Source organism: Bradyrhizobium sp. CCGE-LA001 (assembly GCF_000296215.2).
In the GTDB taxonomy this organism is placed as follows: domain Bacteria; phylum Pseudomonadota; class Alphaproteobacteria; order Rhizobiales; family Xanthobacteraceae; genus Bradyrhizobium.
The window spans coordinates 2,332,749-2,348,244 of the sequence record NZ_CP013949.1 but is presented as its reverse complement, the minus strand read 5'-3'; the positions used below and the strand labels follow the sequence as shown (position 1 = coordinate 2,348,244).

General features: G+C 57.5%; 13 protein-coding genes. 7 read left to right on the top strand and 6 right to left on the bottom strand.

Features of this window, described 5'->3' with window-relative positions; genetic code table 11:
• The first annotated feature begins 24 nt into the window (after positions 1-24).
• The 7 genes from BCCGELA001_RS11060 to BCCGELA001_RS11030 all read left to right on the top strand — a co-directional run bounded on the left by BCCGELA001_RS11060 (position 25) and on the right by BCCGELA001_RS11030 (position 8,630).
• Positions 25-1,500, top strand: a complete 1,476-nt coding sequence (locus BCCGELA001_RS11060; protein WP_008557368.1) for an oligosaccharide flippase family protein — start codon at positions 25-27, stop codon at positions 1,498-1,500.
• Between the two features lie 25 nt (positions 1,501-1,525).
• Positions 1,526-2,005, top strand: a complete 480-nt coding sequence (locus tag BCCGELA001_RS11055) for an acyltransferase (RefSeq protein WP_008557367.1) — start codon at positions 1,526-1,528, stop codon at positions 2,003-2,005.
• Between the two features lie 109 nt (positions 2,006-2,114).
• A complete protein-coding gene (locus tag BCCGELA001_RS11050; RefSeq protein ID WP_060737600.1) occupies positions 2,115-3,248 on the top strand; it encodes a DegT/DnrJ/EryC1/StrS family aminotransferase in 1,134 nt (377 codons plus the stop codon).
• Positions 3,249-3,273: 25 nt separating this feature from the next.
• Positions 3,274-4,275: an NAD-dependent epimerase/dehydratase family protein gene (locus tag BCCGELA001_RS11045; RefSeq protein ID WP_008557363.1), complete on the top strand. Its 1,002-nt coding sequence runs from the start codon at positions 3,274-3,276 to the stop codon at positions 4,273-4,275.
• Complete coding sequence (locus BCCGELA001_RS11040; RefSeq protein ID WP_060735295.1) at positions 4,215-5,411, top strand: DegT/DnrJ/EryC1/StrS family aminotransferase; 1,197 nt, start codon at positions 4,215-4,217, stop codon at positions 5,409-5,411. The genes BCCGELA001_RS11045 and BCCGELA001_RS11040 overlap by 61 nt, the downstream gene beginning before the upstream one ends.
• A gap of 60 nt (positions 5,412-5,471) precedes the next feature.
• Positions 5,472-7,886: a glycosyltransferase family protein gene (locus BCCGELA001_RS11035; protein ID WP_008557360.1), complete on the top strand. Its 2,415-nt coding sequence runs from the start codon at positions 5,472-5,474 to the stop codon at positions 7,884-7,886.
• A gap of 63 nt (positions 7,887-7,949) precedes the next feature.
• Entirely contained in the window at positions 7,950-8,630 is a 681-nt protein-coding gene (locus tag BCCGELA001_RS11030; protein WP_008557358.1) for a class I SAM-dependent methyltransferase, read from the top strand.
• Between the two features lie 22 nt (positions 8,631-8,652).
• Here the strand turns inward: BCCGELA001_RS11030 and BCCGELA001_RS11025 are convergent, their stop codons facing one another.
• The 6 genes from BCCGELA001_RS11025 to rfbD form a co-directional block, all read right to left on the bottom strand.
• Positions 8,653-9,627 carry a hypothetical protein gene (locus tag BCCGELA001_RS11025; protein ID WP_144441250.1) on the bottom strand — a complete coding sequence of 325 codons (975 nt, stop codon included), beginning with the start codon at positions 9,625-9,627 and terminating at the stop codon, positions 8,653-8,655.
• Between the two features lie 100 nt (positions 9,628-9,727).
• The gene (locus tag BCCGELA001_RS11020; protein ID WP_060737599.1) at positions 9,728-11,044 is read right to left on the bottom strand and encodes an HlyD family type I secretion periplasmic adaptor subunit; all 1,317 of its coding nucleotides are present in this window, start codon (positions 11,042-11,044) and stop codon (positions 9,728-9,730) included.
• A gap of 107 nt (positions 11,045-11,151) precedes the next feature.
• On the bottom strand, positions 11,152-13,365 hold the full coding sequence (locus BCCGELA001_RS11015; protein ID WP_236840854.1) for a peptidase domain-containing ABC transporter: 2,214 nt from the start codon (positions 13,363-13,365) through the stop codon (positions 11,152-11,154).
• Positions 13,343-13,663 carry a hypothetical protein gene (locus BCCGELA001_RS35880; RefSeq protein WP_083543327.1) on the bottom strand — a complete coding sequence of 107 codons (321 nt, stop codon included), beginning with the start codon at positions 13,661-13,663 and terminating at the stop codon, positions 13,343-13,345. The genes BCCGELA001_RS11015 and BCCGELA001_RS35880 overlap by 23 nt, the downstream gene beginning before the upstream one ends.
• A 50-nt stretch (positions 13,664-13,713) precedes the next feature.
• Positions 13,714-14,601 (bottom strand): glucose-1-phosphate thymidylyltransferase RfbA, encoded by an 888-nt coding sequence (rfbA, locus tag BCCGELA001_RS11010; RefSeq protein WP_060735294.1) that lies wholly within the window; start codon positions 14,599-14,601, stop codon positions 13,714-13,716.
• Positions 14,510-15,487 (bottom strand): dTDP-4-dehydrorhamnose reductase, encoded by a 978-nt coding sequence (gene rfbD / locus BCCGELA001_RS11005; RefSeq protein WP_083543506.1) that lies wholly within the window; start codon positions 15,485-15,487, stop codon positions 14,510-14,512. The genes rfbA and rfbD overlap by 92 nt, the downstream gene beginning before the upstream one ends.
• Between the last annotated feature and the right edge of the window lie 9 nt (positions 15,488-15,496).

The window sequence follows — 15,496 nt, the reverse complement described above, 5'->3', positions numbered from 1 at the left end:
CTCGACCCACAGCGACGATCCGCGATGCATCCGGTACAACGCTCCATCCTCTTTTCCGCGGCCGATCGCTACGGCAGCCTCGCGCTGTTCTTTGTCGCCACCGCGGTTCTGTCCCGCTTGCTGTCGCCGGCGGAATTTGGGGTCTATGCGGTCGTTAGTGCCGTCACGGCGGTCATCGGAGCATCCGTCCAAGAGTTCGGGGGCGGCAATTATCTCATTCAAAAGCGCGAATTGTCTGCAGAACACGTCCGCTCTGCCTTTACGATCACACTTGGGATCTCGGCAGCGATCGCCCTTCTCCTGTTTACTCTTGCTGGTACGCTCTCAGATCTTTTCGCCGAGGCCAATCTCAAGACGGGCATCGAGGTATCAGCGCTGAACTTTCTCCTTGTACCTTTTTCCGGGACAATTTCTGCCTTGATGCGTCGAGACATGAAATTCGGCACGCTAGCCATTTGCAACTTCGTAGCCGGAGCCGCGGTTGCCCTGGTCTCGATCGGACTCGCAATGGCAGGATTCAGCTTCATGGCCCCCGTCTGGGGCGCCTTTGCGGGAAACGTCGCTCTGACCTTGACGCTGCTCGCTAGTCATCGTGACTTTGGCGCACTGCGTCCCTCGCTCGCCGAATATCGCGAAGTCGTCGGCTTCGGCCTTTATTCCAGCGGGGTCAGCGTGATCAACGTCTTCTACAACCTCGCCCCTCAACTGTTCCTTGCACGAATTCTTGGGTTCGCATCCGTCGGTCTGTACAGCCGCGCAATCACCTTGACACAAGTTTTCGACAAACTCGTCACGCAGGTGTTAACCCCCGTGATCATGCCGGCGATTGTCGCCAGACGCCGGGCCGGCGAAGACCTCAAGGCTGTTTACCTTGACGCGATTGAGCTGCTTTCCGCCGTGCATTGGCCGTTCCTAATCTTCGTGGCGATCATGGCGCGGCCAATTATCGCAATTTGGCTGGGCGAGACATGGTTGGAAGTCGTACCTCTGGTGCGCCTGCTGTGCATCGCAAACCTGGCATTTTTTGCAGCATGCCTGAGCTATCCCATACTCGTAGCCGTCGGAAGCGTGCGGGACGCATTGATCTCCTCCCTCATCTCACTACCGCCCTCGCTCCTCGTGATTTTCGGGGCATCTTTCTTCGGTGTAGAGGCTGTCGCCGCATCCGCACTCTTGACACTGCCGTTTCAGGCTACGGTCGCGATCTACTTCATCGGGCGGCATCTACACTTCGGCCCAAAGGATGTTTTTCGCGCGTTGACAAGGAGCGGTCTCGTCACGGCGGCGACCACGTTCGGCGTAGCCAGTTGTGCGGCGCTGGCAGAATCCGGGGTGCTGACATCCCTTGCCGGCCTGGTGTTGGGGATGTGTGCTGCGGCGCTTTGCTGGAGCCTTGGGCTGATATTGACCGGACACCCGCTGCTGCGTCAGGTCCATCTCGCCGTAGTTGGCCTCGCGCGTGCCGCACCAAGACTTCGACCGTCGCGTTCGGCCCTATAACGTCATAGACGATATTGGAGATGAGATGTCCGTCACAAAAGACGTAAAGCTCGGCAGGCAAGTCAAACTCTTCCATCCGGAGCTAATCAACCTCTATGGCTGCTCTATCGGAGACGAGACCAGGATCGGGGCCTTCGTTGAAATCCAAATCGGGGCATCGATCGGTGCGCGTTGCAAAATATCATCGCACACTTTCATTTGCGAGGGCGTGACCATCGACGACGAAGTCTTCGTCGGACATGGCGTCATGTTCACGAACGACAAGTATCCCAGGGCGACGACGGCAGAGGGCCGCCCCCAAGCATCCTCCGACTGGGTATTGCAGCGCACATATGTCGGCAAGGGAGCATCCATCGGGTCGAATGCAACTATCCTGTGTGGCGTGACCGTCGGCGCAGGAGCGACGGTCGGCGCCGGCGCGGTGGTGACAAAGGACGTTCCACCAGGAGCGATCGTAACCGGAGTACCCGCTCAAATTCTATCTCGAGCTAAGGTTGAGACGTGAGCAGGTGTCCAGGCGATCCGCTGCGATTAAATATATAATTTTTACCAGTTGATTTAAATCCAACCTTTTTATATTGAATAAATGGCTCGACAAACTGGAAGGTTATACCTTGATACCATTTCTTGATTTGAAAGCTCAGTACCTCAGTATCCGGCCGGAAATCGACGCCACGGTGGCGAGGGTCATCAGCAGCGGGCATTTTGTGCTCGGACCGGAGCTCACAGCCTTCGAGGAGCGCTTTGCGAATTATTGCAAGACCACCCATTGCCGGGCGGTGAACACCGGCACCTCGGCACTTCACCTTGCCTTGCTGGCGGCTGGAGTCGGCGCCGGGGACGAAGTCATCACGGTATCCATGACCTTTGTCGCGACAACGGCGGCCATTCTCTACAGCGGCGCCAAGCCAGTGTTTGTCGACGTTGACCCTGTCACATGGACGATGGATCCCGGCCTGATCGAAGCTGCGATAACGCCGCGAACCAAAGCCATTCTGCCGGTTCACCTCCACGGCCTGATGGCCGACATGAATCCCATCATGGAGATCGCGCGACGTCGCGGCCTCGTGGTCATCGAGGACGCCGCGCAGGCGCACGGCGCGGAATACCGAGGGCGCCGCGCGGGCTCGATCGGCGATCTGGGCTGCTTCAGTTTCTACCCCGGCAAGAATCTCGGCGCATTCGGCGAGGGTGGGGCCGTCGTAACGGATCGGCCCGAGTTCGCGCGCCGCGTGTCACTGCTGCGGGATTGGGGACAGGAAGCGAAATACGACCACGTCATTCCCGGATACAATTATCGCATGGACGAGATCCAGGGCGCGATACTGAACGTCAAGCTGGACTACATCGAGAGCTGGACGGAAGCGCGCCGATCGCTCGCTGAGCGATACGACGCACTGCTTTCCGATCTCCCATTGGCGCGGCCCCGTCCGCCCGAGCATGCTCGCCACGTGTATCACGTCTATGCGGTCAGGTTGGAGCACCGCGACGAAGCGCTGGCCCTGTTGCGTGATGCCGGTATCGGCGTCGGAATTCACTACCCCGTTCCGGTGCATCTGCAGAGAGCTTATGCAGAGCTCGGCTATCGCGCTGGCGATCTTCCGGTGACTGAGATGCTCGCGAAAGAGTTCCTCTCGCTTCCGATCTACCCGGAGCTGCCGCTGGAGCGGACGGACGAAGTTGTAGCGGCATTGAGGAGCGCGGCAGCACCGTCAACAAACGAGCGAAGCATCCGTAAGGCGTCATGACATAGTCGCAAAACAGGAGAGCGTCTTGATCGATCTCAAGGGGAAACGCGTTCTGGTTACCGGCGGGGCGGGATTTATTGGTTCCCACATCGTCGATCTACTCTGCGACGAGGGGTGCATCGAAATCGTGGCCCTCGACAACATGATCAGGGGACGGCCGGAGAATCTTCGGCGCGCGCTCGGGCGTGGGCCGGTGAGACTGGTTCACGGCGATATTTGCGATCGCAAACTGATGGAAGCATTGATCCAGGCCGCCGACATCGTCTTTCACCAAGCCGCACTGCGCATCACACATTGTGCAGCCGAACCTCGCCTTGCCAAGCAGGTCATGGTGGATGCCACCTTCGATCTTCTGGAGATGTGCATCAAGCACGACATTGAGAAGATCGTCGCGGCGTCCTCGGCTTCGGTTTATGGCATGGCGGAGGATTTTCCGACGAGCGAGCGACAAAACTGCTACAACAACAGGACCTTCTATGGGGCCGCGAAGGCGTTTAATGAAGGGCTGCTGCGCGCGTACAATGACATGTACGGTCTCGACTATGTGGCATTTCGATATTTCAATGTCTATGGCAGCCGCATGGACATACACGGACGATACACCGAAGTTCTGATCCGTTGGATGGAGCGCTTGGAGGCCGGGCTGCCTCCGATCATTTTCGGCGACGGCCTACAGACCATGGATTTCGTCCACGTTCGGGATGTCGCACGCGCCAATATTGTGGCCGCAAGGGCGAACGTGACGGACGAGGTATTCAACGTGGGCACCGGAACGGAAACCAGCCTGGTGCAACTTGCGACGGCGCTCGCATCGGTGATGGGACGACAAGGAATGCTCCCGGAGTTTGCGCCGGAGCGTTCCATCAATCCCGTACCGCGCCGGCTGGCCTCAATCGGAAAAGCCGAACGCCTGCTGGGTTTTCGGGCCAGCACCGGGCTTGACCAGGGCCTGCAAGAGCTCGTCAAATGGTGGCGCGCCGAGCGCGAAATCACGGCTGGCCATCAGCGACAGGCGGCTGTGTCGTGATTCCGATCGCATTGCCGCTGCTGGCCCATGAAGAGGCAGAGGCGGCGCGCGCAGCCGTCCTGTCGGGTTGGGTGTCTCAAGGTCCGCAGGTGACTGCCTTCGAGCAGGAATTCGCTGCTCTCGTCGGCGCTCCCTTCGCATGCGCTGTTTCAAATTGCACGACGGCCCTGCAGCTCGCTCTGGCGGCACTCGATATCGGCCCCGGCGACGAGGTCATCACTGCGAGCCATTCGTTCATCGCGACGGCGAACTCGATACGATACCAAGGCGCGACCCCTGTTTTCGTGGATATCGATCCGGAGACCTACAATATCGACCCCACCCAGGTGATGGACGCGATTACCCATCGCACGCGCGCGATTATCGCCGTTCATCAAATGGGCATTCCTTGCGACCTGGCTGCGCTTACGGCGATCGCCAAGCGCAGAGGGATTGCCCTCATCGAGGATGCCGCCTGCGCGGCCGGCAGTGAGATCTCAACAGGCGGCGAATGGGAACGCATAGGCAAGCCGCATGGACGTATCGCCTGCTTCTCGTTTCACCCACGCAAGGTGATCACGACTGGCGAGGGTGGGATGTTGACCACCGCCGATCCGGAGCTTGATCGCAAGTTCCGGCTGCTCCGGCAGCACGGCATGAGCATTCCGGACACGGTGCGGCATGGCTCACCGCGGGTCCTTTTCGAAGACTATCTCGTCGTGGGTTACAATTACCGAATGACTGACATACAGGCCGCCGTCGGCCGCAAGCAATTGGAGCGCCTTCCGGGATTGGTCGCGCGGCGCCGCGCTGTCGCGCTCGGATACGCCGAGCTACTCGGAAACCTAGAGGGACTGCGACTGCCAGCAGAGCCTGCTTGGGCCAGGTCCAACTGGCAGAGTTACTGTGTGCGCCTGCCCGATAGACTTGATCAAAAAGGCGTGATGCAGACGCTGCTCGACCAGGGCATAGCGACCCGACGTGGAATCATGTGCGCGCACCGCGAAGCGCCTTATGCTGCTGAGAAGCACCGCCATCAACTGCGCCGGTCCGAACTCGCGCAGGATCATTCGATCCTGCTTCCAATCTACGCGCAAATGACCGAAGACGATATGCGCTACGTTGCCAACGCTCTCACTAGGGCAATATGCCGGTGACCGCTGCTCATTCCACGAACTCGTCCGAGCGCTGCGATCGCACTTTGCTCAGAGGACCCGATGGCTACCTTTGATCCAAAGCCTAAGCTAGTCTTCTTTCAATACAAGTATGACGACGAGCTGCCTGCCTTTCTTCTGGCGCACAAGAGAGAACACGTCAGGTGTCTCTCAGAGTTCTTCAATGTCGTAGTCGTAGATCACGATTGTGACTATGCGCATATCTGCGATGTTCACCAGCCGGATTTGACCCTTTTCGAAGGCGGGGTTCCGTTTCCTTCTTGCCGTCGCCCAAGGGTAAGCAACGCGCGCGCCAACGCGGACATTCCGAAACTTGGCCTCCTCAATTCAGATGCCTTCTGCTGCGGTCGCGCAGGATTCTTGTCCGACATGGAGCATCTGGGAATCAACACGTATTTCGCCATAGCAACTGCGGCAGCCGAGAATACACCGGCCATTTCGGATTCTCTATTTTTCTGGCCCAATTCCGTCGATCCTGACCTCTATCGTGACTACGGCCTTTGGAAGAGCATCCCAGTGCTCTTCGCCGGAAACAACACAGCTCTTTATCCCTGGCGACAGCGGATGATGCGCCTAATCTCGAAGAATTATTCCTCCTTGATTTGCAATCATCCTGGCTATGCACCTAAGAGGGAGCAGCAACAAATAAGGGTCGGCGAACCGTACGCGCGAATGTTGAACGCGTCCGTGTTCGTACCGTCTTGCGGGACACTGGCAAAGGAAGTCGTCCGCAAGCATTTTGAGATACCCGCCTGCAAATCATGCCTGATCACAGAGCCGTCTCCAGCACTCCAGGCCGCAGGCTTCATCGATATGGTCAATTGCGTGTTTGCCGATGAGCACGACGTGTTGGACAAGCTATCCTTTCTGTTCAACAACCAAGATGCACTCGAAGCGATTGTTCAAGCAGGGTTCGACTTGGTTCACAGCTCGCACACGATGAAGCAACGCAACCAGATCCTCCAATGGTATGAACTCAACAAGGCCGCGCAACCGCACCAGAGGATCGTTCAGCCTGGCCCGTTCGAACCGCTTCGCCTTGTGGATGCTTCGCCCACCAGCAATGTTGCAGGCGTTGTGCCCGGAGGTTTACACCTACGTCTTTTGCAGCAGGGCGACCGACTACTAGCGCAGCGAAACTACGAAGACGCAGAGCGCCTCTACTTGAAGTGCGCACAGTATATCCCGTGGATGCCTGAACCGAAGTTACGACTTACGCTTTGCGACTTGCACAAAGGCAATGCGAGGAGAGCGCTCTCTTGGATATCCGAGCCAATTCAATTCACTCTTTCCGAGTACCGAGCAGCGGATCCTGATCCCGTTGAATGGGCGTATTTCATTATTGCGACACTCTGCTCGAACGATGTCGCCGAAGCCGTCAGATGCGCCAACCAATTTCCCTGGCTCGACCATGAGGAATTGAATCGAGCCCGGCGTGCAGTGGCGATCCTCTCTGGACGAACGATCGCGCCTCCTGCAGACGTTGGCGAGCGGCGAGTACACCGACGGAGCATTCACCAACTGCCACAATGCAATGACCAGGCTTGGTTCACGAGCCTGTCCGACATGCTTACCGCATGCAAGCGAAGTGATCTGGCGGAGCAGATAAGGCACTATTTGAACCGCGGCAGTGCCGTATTAGCAGACCTGAACAATTGCAATGTCGCGGTTCGGCAGGAGAACAACGGCGAACGTTTCAATGCTTCCTGGATCTTACCGCCTCAAGGGAAGACAAGGTACTTTGAGTGGCGGCTTCGCACCTACAAGATGCGGGCTGGCCTCAAGCAGTTGGTCAAGCGTGGTCTCTATGGCGCCGAGGCAAGGTACGGATACTTTATGCCGCATCATCTCTCGAGCAGTAGAAATGACGAGTTCTATGGACTAATCCATGATCTTGTTCGCGGAGAGAAAATTGGCGCGGCCTTGGTCGTAGGCGCTGACCGGCGCTGGCGCGGGACTCAAGCGCTCATAGCGGGATTCAGAGCACGGGAAGAACAATCCCGCCTGGTTTGCTTGAAAATTGGCGGAGGCAGTGGAGGTCCTGTTGTTGGCGCCCCCGGGCTGGAGGAGGATTGTGTAAAATGGTATGGGCCCCTCCACCTTGATCCTGGCGACATGGCAGAGCATTTCCGGAACGCGATAAGGAGCATAAAGGACGACAACAATGTCACAAGCTTTGACCTGTTGATGTTTAATGGCTCTGCTCGTGTTCAGGAGGACGGCTTCTACGAAGCGCTGTATGAATTATTGCGAGAGGCAAAGTACGTGCTGCTCGACGACGTCAGCGATGTTCGCATTCATGCTATCTACCGACGCCTGAAGCGCGAAGGACGGCATCGCGTGACGGACGAAAATCCGGCTCTCCGGAACGGGTATGCCGTGTTCGAGAAGCGCAATGGGGACAATGGCAGAACAAAAGCCCCTTCTCTCGATAGGCCGGCGACGACTCTGTCATGAAAGTGATTCGGACGCTTCTATCGTGACCAAAAGGGGCAATGAGCATTCTGGAGTCATCGAAAAATGGATTATTTCCACTGGGTGCGACGCGAAATTCACCCGCTCTTGCCGAAGGAATGTAGCAGCATATTAGAAGTAGGAGCCGGCGCCGGCGCCACGCTTAAATGGCTGAAGGGCTATTACCCAAACGCTAAAACGACTGGGGTCGAGATCAATCCGGGCTTGTTGGACGAACTGGAGCGGAACGTTGACCGGGCGATTATCGGTCCCGTGGACGACATCATCGTACAGCTCAAGAAGTACGACCTCATCCTCCTGCTCGATGTTCTCGAACATCTTCCTGATCCAAGCGCGACCCTTCAAAGGCTGGCAAAGACACTGAATCCCGGAGGCAGCGTCATCATTTCGGTTCCGAACATAGCTCACTTCAGTGTTTCATTGCCTCTGCTGCTGCAACGCCGTTTCGATTATCAAGAAGCGGGCATCATGGATCGTACTCATCTCAAATTCTTCGTAGAAGATACCGCGATCAAGCTTCTAAGCGATGCAGGCCTGAAAGTCACGGATGCCCTTATCTCCGGAATGGAGCGAAGAGCAAAGATCTTCAACTTCTTCAGCCTAGGCCTGTTACGGCACTACCTGGCACGACAGTACATTATGCTGGGCCAATTGAGCGATCGTCATATGGTACAGCAAGCAATCCGATGGCAGGTCGCGACTGACGATGGAGCAAAAGCGGGCTAGGCGCACCACCCGCTGATAACAGTCACAATGAAAGCTCCGGCCCGTTTGAGCGCTTTTTGCCTCGCATCAACGCGAGATATTCAACAACCTTGGAAGCCGGACGCCAGCAAGCCACATCAGCTTCCGAGCTAAATTGCTGATCTACTCGCGTCTTGGCAAACGGTTTTAGGCGATCCTTCGCGTAGTTGTTGGGCAAGTGATAAACCCAGGACCAAGATGGGGTAATCAGGGCGCTCGGATCGACGGGTGATACGTAACGAGCACGAAAGCCCTCCGGAGGGTTTTCAAAGCACAAGCCCATTGCCGCGCGACAAGCAACATCCCACTCTGGCCGCACCAGCTTGCTGCGCTCGCGATCGAACGAAGGCGTCTCCACATATTCCAGTGCGAGCTCGCGGTCCAAGATGAACATCGCGTTGAATGGATAGTCCAGGTTGACAAAAGCATATCCATCCATATCCACACGATTTCTCGCGTTAAAATCAACCACACCGACCTGATCAACGAGATAGAGATGATTATCGGCGTCGTTGTACTCGATGCGCTGGAAAGATGGTATCAGCCTTCGCTCCTTGAGCATTTCTCGATAATGGGTGAAGTAGCAGAAATTCTCGAAAGACAGCAGAATATCATCTTCGACGTATATGAAATGAGTATAGGCGGACTCGGCGCTTAGAAACCTCTCCGAAACAAGATGCTTATGACTCCAGGGCAAGAGCCATGGATTGGCAAGTTTCGGAAAGCTCTCAATCGAAAGGCTTTTTGTTGACAACGCTGACCGCGCGGGCAAGGACCTGAAAAGCGGTGCACTCAAGTCTCTGATTCGCTTGAGGTCTTCGTCCTGGTCAGCGTTCGTAATGATGACAACATCCAAAGCTTCCACGGGATATTCGCAAAGCGATCGAAGGACTTGAAATAGGTATTGAAGGCGAGACTCTCGGAAATGAAAGGTGACGGCGACAAGTATTCGAAACGGGCTTTCGGTCACACCGGGCATGCTTTTCTACCTTCAGATCTGTATCGTTCGCTACCGCGCTGGCTCCTACTCGCTCAGCTCAATCCTTTAATCTGCGCATGAACCGATCAGAGCGCCCTCGTTAAGGCTCGCGGATGCTTTCATCCAATCCGCGTAGCAATGGGTAGAGGAAATAGGAAATCACGGTGCGCTTGCCGACCTTCAGTTCGGCGGTCACTGCCATACCCGGAATCATTTGAATGCGCTCAGCCGGCAGCCGAAGGTGCGTGTCCGACAAATCGACCAGTACGCGGTAATAGGGTGCGGGCGCACGGCGCGCACCTTCCGCCTTCGTATCCGGCGAGAACGTATCCTGACTGATGACGCGGACTTCCCCCGTTGCAGTTCCATACTTCTGGAAAGGAAACGCTTCAAACTTGATACGGACTGCCTGCCCCAGCGCGACCTGCCCGATATCCCGGCCCTCGACGTTGACTTCCGCCTGAAGCGGCACATCACGGGGAACCAGGACAAATAGCGTCTCTGCCTCGCGGACCACCGAGCCGACCGTTCTGCTCGCGATGTCGAGCACCACCGCATCTGCCGGCGCCTGAAGAACGATCAGCTGTCGACGAAGTTCGGCCTTCTTCAGTTCCTCTGCCGCGCTATTGCGCTTCGGCAATGTCTCCACCAGCTCCTGAAACGTGGTGCGACGAAATTCCTCGGCAAAGACCTTTTGGTCTGCACGGGCCTTCTCCAGCCGATGCGTCGTATCCGCGATACTGCCGCGAACACGCGCCAGATTGCTCTCAACGTCGAGCCGTGCATCACGCGAGAGCAGAAAGTTCAACCTCGAACCGACTTCCTTGTCCATCAAGGCGGTGCGCATGGCTTCGATCGAGCGCATCGTATCGAGCCGCTGAAGGAGTACGCCCTCCTCGTCCTGCGCCGTCTTCAGATTGGCCCGAGCCGACGCGATCTGGGCGTCGTAGTTCTGGATTTGCGCCTCATAGGCGGCTTTCCTCTGCAAGAACAACTTTCCCTGGAGGATCTGATCTGCATTGGTGAGGTCCTTGACTGTATACTCGGCCCCGTTCAGTTCGGCGCCCAGGCGATCGATCGACGCATCGAACCCAGCCACTCTGCCGCGCAATTGGTCGAAATCCGCCTGTGAAAAAGTCGGATCGAGGGTCGCCAGAAGGTCGCCGCGGTTGACGCGATCACCGGCCTTGACGTGGATCTCGCGTATGACCGACGTTTCCAGAGGCTGCACAACCAGGTTGGGACGTGTCGTCGTCAATTTCCCCTGTGCTGTGACGATCATCTCGACTTGCGAAACGGACGCCCAGGCGACCGCGAAGGCAACCAGTGCAAGTAAACCGTAAAGGGTGATCCGAGCGAGCCGCGGGGGCGCTTGCTGCTCGACCTCGGTTGCATCCGATTGAAACTCAGCGACCACTGGCATTCGCCTAGGTGTCGACCTGAATGGCTTTTGCCGTCGCTCGACCGATCTGGCGGGGACCAGACCGTCCGGCTTGCTATCCGTGCGTGTTTGGGTCGTCTCTTTCATGCAATCTGCTTCATCTGTTGATTCCACAAATGCCTGTAGATCGTGCATTTCGACAGGAGGTGATCGTGGCGATCCACGTCGACGATCTGGCCGCGGTCCATCACCAGGATCTGATTCGCTTCGGTCAGCATCGACAGCCGATGCGAGACGATGATCACCGTGCGCCCCGCCGCCAAACGACGCAGATTGCGCTTGATGATCATCTCGCTTTCGGAATCAAGTGCACTCGTCGCTTCGTCGAAGATCAAGATTCGTGGATTGACGATCAGCGCTCTCGCTATCGCGAGCCGCTGCTTCTGCCCGCCGGACAGGTTCGAAGCGTCTTCCTCGAGCTGGGTGTCGAAGCCGCGCGGCAACCGCTCGATGAACTCGTCAGCGCCGGCGAGCTGGGCCGCGGCGACGACCTCGGCAAAGGTCGCATCACGCTTTACGCAAGCGATATTGTCGCGGACCGTTCCGCGGAACAGGAAATTATCTTGCAGGACAATGCCGAGGTTTCGGCGCAGATGTGCCAGATCGAGCTCCCTCGCATCATACCCGTCGATACGCAAGAGTCCCTGCTGCACCGGATACATGCCCGAGATCAGCCGTGTGAGCGTCGTTTTCCCAGAGCCGCTCCGGCCGACGATCCCGAAGATCGAACCCGGCTCGACGGTGAAAGAGACATCTTCGAGCGCCGGCGCCCCTTCAGCTCCATAACGAAAAGAAACACTCTCGAACTCGATTTTCCCGGCGAAGTCAGGCCGCAGCCCATCTTTCTTACCATCACGCTCTGGTGTTTGATTCATGACCTCGCCAAGCATCTTCACGGCGAGAGCAACTTCCTGGTACTCGTGCACCATGGTCACGAGCTGAACCAATGGTCCGGAGACCCTCCCGGCCAACATATTGAAGGCGACCAGCGCTCCGATCGTCATTTCGCCAGCGAAGACATCGAGTGCTCCGAGCGCTATGATTCCAAGCGTCATGAGTTTTTCGAGAAATCCGGTGAGCGCCTGGGCGCCTGCGGAAATCTTCTCGACACCAAAGCGCATGGCCACGGACTGTGCGCAGCGGTTATCCCAGACCCCGCCCTGCACGGGCTCCATTCCAAGCGACTTCACGGTGCGCATACCATGAACTGTTTCGACGAGCAGAGCCTGCCGCGCGCCTTCCGCTTGGTAAAGATCGTAAAGACGTCGCCGGAAAGGCCCCATCAGCAGGCCGACGACAGCACCGCTGGCGGCGGTGAACGCGAGAACCATCAGCGTCAGCTTGACGCTGTAGAGTGCAAGGACCGGCAAGAAGACAAAAAGCGAGAGCGCGTCGAGACTCGTCAGGAATAGTCGCCCGGTCAGAAATTCTCGGATGCGGGCCGCTTGCTGCATGTGCTTGACCAGCACCCCCGCGGCCATGTGCTCGAAGAAGGTGACCGGCAGCCCGAGAAGATGGGCGAAGGTCTTCGTGGCAACTCGAATATCGACCTTGTTCGTCGCATAGAGCAGCAGGTAGCGCCGCAGAAAACCGAATATCGCGTCAAAGACGAGCGCTACGGCCGCTCCTGCCGCAAGTACGTACAGCGTGGTGAAGCTCTCATGAACCAGAACCTTGTCGATAACGAGCTGGAAAAAGATCGGAATAACGAGGCCCAAAGCATAGAGCAGGATGGCGGCGATCGCGACATCCCTGAACAATCGCCATTGACGAAGCAACTCCGGTACGAACCACCGTAGGCCGAAACTCTTCCGACCATCCCGAACCGTCTGCTCGCGTTTGATCAGGATCGTGTCACCGGCCCATCGGGCACAGAATCGCTCCCTGTCAACAACCAAGACCTCGTGCTTGCGGTCGGCGAGCGGATCGAAGACACAGACGACATCAGAGCCCTCAGCGCTCCGTTCCGTACCAAGAACCACGATGCAGTTGCCATTTGCGAGCCGAACCAGCGCCGGATAGGCCTCACCGAGGCGTATCAATGCGCCCCAATCTAGCTTCGTGCTTTTCGCGCGCAGGCCCGCGTCCTGCGCCATGCGCAACAGGAGACGCAACGACGGCGGAGCGGCCACGGCGTAGGCGTGCTTCAGGCGTTCGACCGGCAAGTCGATACCATGATGACCGGCGATCTTAGACAGACATTCTAATGCCGTCTGCGTTGCCTGCCCCGGCGCGCCCGCCACGTGGTCGTTCACGCCGTCGGCGGCGTCGATTTCAGCGGAAATTTGAAGAGACATTCACAGGCCGTGTGTTAGGCGACATCGCATCACGCGATCCCGACGTGGCATTTTGCACCTCAACTGGTGAGTTCCTACGCACTACACCCGCGTCAACCAGCCCCTGCAGTGCCTTCTGCATCACGTCGATCGAATTGGCGAAGGACTCGACCGAAAAGATCAGTCGTTGAGAAAACACTCGCTTGGGGGCATTGCTGTCGTCGCGTTCGGTTGGTGAAAGACTGACTAGATCGACGCGGACGATGGTTCCGCTGACGGTGATTTCCTCAATTCCGTCTGTATAAAGTTCGGCGTGCATACATATCTCCTATGGTGCAAGTTGCGGTCTAGACATCGGGGGCCCCACCGCTATTGGGACGCAAATTGCGGGAGCGCCGTGATTTCGCTGAGATATTTGCCATAGCCGCTCTTCTCCAGCGGTCGCGCCAGCGCGAGAAGTTGATTTCGATTGATGAAGCCAAGCCTGAAGGCAACCTCTTCGAGACAGGCGATCTTCATTCCCTGCCGCTTCTCCAGGGTCTGCACGAACGTACCTGCATCGATGAGAGACTCGACCGTGCCGGTGTCCAGCCAGGCAAAACCCCGCCCCATACGCTCAACGTGAAGCGCACCTGCCGAAAGATAACGCATCTGAAGATCGGTAATCTCGAGCTCGCCGCGCGATGATGGCTCGACGCGGCGAGCGTACCGGACGACGCGATTGTCAAAGAAGTACAACCCCGTGATCGCCCAGTTCGAAGCCGGCCGTTTGGGTTTCTCTTCGATCGATACCGGGCGGTCCGCCGCATCGAACGCGACCACTCCATATCGTTCAGGGTCTCGGACGTGATAGGCAAAAACCGTGGCTCCTTGCTCGCGTCTTGCCGCCCTGGCAAGCAGATCACTCAGACCATCGCCGAAGAAGATATTGTCCCCGAGCACCATCGCGACACGATCATCTCCGATGAAATCGGCACCAACTATGAAGGCGTCAGCGAGACCGGCGGGGCGTGTTTGTTCCGCGTAGCTGAGCCGAATGCCCCATTGGCTGCCGTCACCCAGCAACAGCTCGAACTGACACCGGTCAGAGGGCGTGGTGATGATCAGAATTTCACGAATCCCCGCCAACATCAGCGTCGACAGGGGATAATAGATCATTGGCTTGTCATAGATCGGGAGCAACTGCTTGCTGACCACGCGCGTGATCGGATAAAGGCGCGTTCCGCTGCCGCCGGCCAGCACGATTCCCTTCAGCATCGGTTTCTCCCAGTTGCTCCAGACAAGCTTTCAATGCATGGCGCCACGGCGCCAATCGAACCCCGAACACGCGTTCGGCCTTGGATGAGTCGAGGCGCGAATTCCGAGGTCGGCGGGCAGCGGTCGGAAACTCCTCCGTCGTGATCGCCTCCAGCGTCGGAACTCTCGCTCCAAGACGGGAGCGCTCAGAGAAGATTGCTCGTGCAAAGTCGTGCCAGTTCGTCTCGCCTTGGCCCGCGAGATGAAAGATGCCGGCCGTCGCCCTGCGATCGTTCATTGCCGACCGCTCTGCGATCTGAAGGACAGCCTCCGCGAGATCGAATGCAGAGGTCGGATTGCCATGTTGGTCACTGACCACCCTAACAATCTGCTGCGTCTCACACAGCCGCAGCATCGTTCGGACGAAATTGCCGCCATAGGGGCTGTAAAGCCACGAGCACCTGATCACCGTCGCGAGGGGGTGCGCTGCCAGTACAGCAGCTTCACCGGCCAGCTTCGACGCTCCATAGGCGTTCAAAGGTGCGGGAATGTCGCTTTCATCGTATGCATCTGGCTTCGAGCCGTCGAAGACATAGTCGGTCGAATGATGAATGAGCGGGATATTCATCTGCCATGCAACATCCGCCAATGCCGCCGCACCATCGCGGTTGATGCTGAACGCCTTCGCCGTCTCAGACTCGGCCTGGTCGACCGCCGTATAAGCGGCCGCATTGATGATCGCGGACGGTCCGATTGAAGCAATGAGCTTATCGATCCCCTCGCGGTTCTCCAGATCCAGTTCCGGGCGCCCGAGAGCCACCACGGGCAGACTGCGCATTGCGGCAAGTTCACGAAGACACCTTGCCAACTGACCATTTCGGCCGACAATGAGGATGGGGCGCACCATCGTCTTCAC